We start from the raw sequence: 1,990 nt of genomic DNA, 5'->3' as shown, positions 1-1,990 counted from the left end.
CCGTGGGCGCGCCTTCTCCATCTACGACGTCCTGTTCAACACCGCCGAGTGCCTGGCGGCGGGTGCGGCGGTGCTCGTTCTGCCCGATGTCGGCTGGTCCCGGCCCGTTCAGGCTCTGCTCGTCGTGTTCGTCTGGGCGGTGGCGCTGTGGTACCTGCGCGGTGTGCGGCGCCTGGGGGACCGGCCGGTCCCGGTCGCCCCGTCTGAGCCGGGCCTCGATGCGCGCACCGCAGCGGGTTCGGCCCAGCCGGAGCGGGGCGTCAGCGCGTGCTGACCCGGGCGGCGCGGTCCTCGGAGGACGCCAGGCGCCGGTGGAGGACGACGTCCTGTCCGTGGCCCGACCGGTAGACCGTTCGGCTCATCCGAAGGCAGAGACCTCCGGGCCCAGGAACCGAGATGCTGATATACAGGACGGGACTGTCGCACCGGCGGTCCGCCGTTCGTGTTCGCGCTCCGGGAGGTCGTATGGCTGTTGACTTGGTGACCGCCGCAGTGACGAAGATCCTGGACGGCATCGTCGAGGGCCAGTTCGTTGAGGAGCGCCCGCTTCCTCCCGAGGCTGAGCTCGCCCGCTTTCTTGACGTGTCGCGTCCCACCATGCGTGAGGCGGTGCGCACCCTGTCCCTGGGCGGGGTGCTCAACGTCGTCCACGGCCGGGGCACCTTCCTGCTGCCGCGCTTCAGGTGGCACGAGCTGCGCTACCTGATGTACGTGGCCTCGCGCGAAGGCCGCGCCCTGGAGATCGAGGTCGAGGTGCTCGGGGTCGAGTCCATGCTGGAGATCGGCTCCGTGCGCCTGGCCGCGCTCAAGCGAACAGAGGCCGATGTAGAGGCGCTGCGCCAGTGCCTGGAGGACGTCCGGGTGGCGGACCGGCTCGGGGACGTCCAGGCAGTGGTGGGAAGCAGCAACGCTTTTCACGACATCCTGCTGGCCGCCACGGGCAACCAGTTCATCGCCTCGGCCGTCCACCCCTACCGCGATGCCCTGCTCAGTGCCAGGTTCCGCACGGCCGAGTCGCCCCAGGTGCGCCAGCGGATCATGACCTCGCTCGAGCAGATCCTCGACGCCGTGGACCGGCGCGACCCGGAGCGCGCGGCTGAGGCGATGCGTACCCACATGGGGCGGATGCGCGAGGAGATCGCGGCGGCGCGGCCTCGTCGCACCGATGAGCGCGTCGACATCCCGTGAGCCCGGACGAGCGGGTGGTCGTCGTCGCGTGACCAAAGCGACCCTCATCAGTGCTCTGAGGTGTGCTACGTTCCTGGTGTATCCACATGGATGCACATCGTCGTGCGGGAGTGCGACGTCGTTCCTGCACTCTGTGAGGAGAAGCAGGAACACATGCCCGCAACCACCGCCAACGTCGCTCTGCTGCGCAAGCCCGTCAGCCTGCACGTGGTGCCTACTCGTGCGCAGACCGACCGGGCCACGGTCGTCGAGCTGCCCGTTGCCGCCCGTTCGCGCAGCGACGCCACCGTGGCCGCAACGGCGCTGGCCCTCCTCGCCGTGCTGAGCATGTTCGTCGTCTTCGCCTCGATCACCGGAGCCGTTGCCGTCGCGGCCGTGTGTGCGCTCGTGTCCCTGGTCCTGTCCGTGTCCACGGCCCTCGTCCTGCTGCGCCGCGCAGGAATCTGAGCCGCCTCGCCCCGTCGTCGGGGCATTGCCCGACCCGGCCGCGCCGGTAGCGTGCGCGCACTCCGGCGCAGCCCGAGCCCCCCGCCCGGCTGAGGGCGCGCTGCACCGCCCGTCCTGACCGGGCGCGCCCATGAGGCGCGCCCGAGCGCTCGAAGCGCCGGGCCCGCGCCAGCGGGGGTCTCCTCGAGGCGACGTTGTTCCAGCCGGTCTCGGCGAGGCCGGGCCCGCGCCAGCGGGGGTCTCCTTCCCGTGCGCCTTTCCGGACCCGTTCCCCGCCCCAGGTCCCGTTCCTGCTCACCGCGCCTGCGCGCCCCTCCTCGGTCCCGTGCGACCGGGTGCGTCGACCGCGTACGGG

General features: G+C 71.5%; 2 protein-coding genes and 1 pseudogene. All 3 read left to right on the top strand.

Annotation, left to right across the window (positions count from 1 at the left end; translation table 11 throughout):
* Positions 1–274: pseudogene (locus Q4A20_RS15045) on the top strand (hypothetical protein); the annotation flags it as partial.
* 191 nt (positions 275–465) lie between these two features.
* Positions 466–1,188 carry a FadR/GntR family transcriptional regulator gene (locus tag Q4A20_RS15040; protein WP_303124205.1) on the top strand — a complete coding sequence of 241 codons (723 nt, stop codon included), beginning with the start codon at positions 466–468 and terminating at the stop codon, positions 1,186–1,188.
* A 153-nt stretch (positions 1,189–1,341) separates the two neighbouring features.
* On the top strand, positions 1,342–1,635 hold the full coding sequence (locus Q4A20_RS15035; protein WP_303124203.1) for a hypothetical protein: 294 nt from the start codon (positions 1,342–1,344) through the stop codon (positions 1,633–1,635).
* Positions 1,636–1,990: the final 355 nt, after the last annotated feature.

The sequence above is a fragment of the Actinomyces sp. genome (assembly GCF_030530635.1).
Classification (GTDB): domain Bacteria; phylum Actinomycetota; class Actinomycetes; order Actinomycetales; family Actinomycetaceae; genus Actinomyces.
The sequence above is the reverse complement of the archived record's forward strand: the minus strand, read 5'-3'. Positions and strand labels throughout refer to the sequence as shown.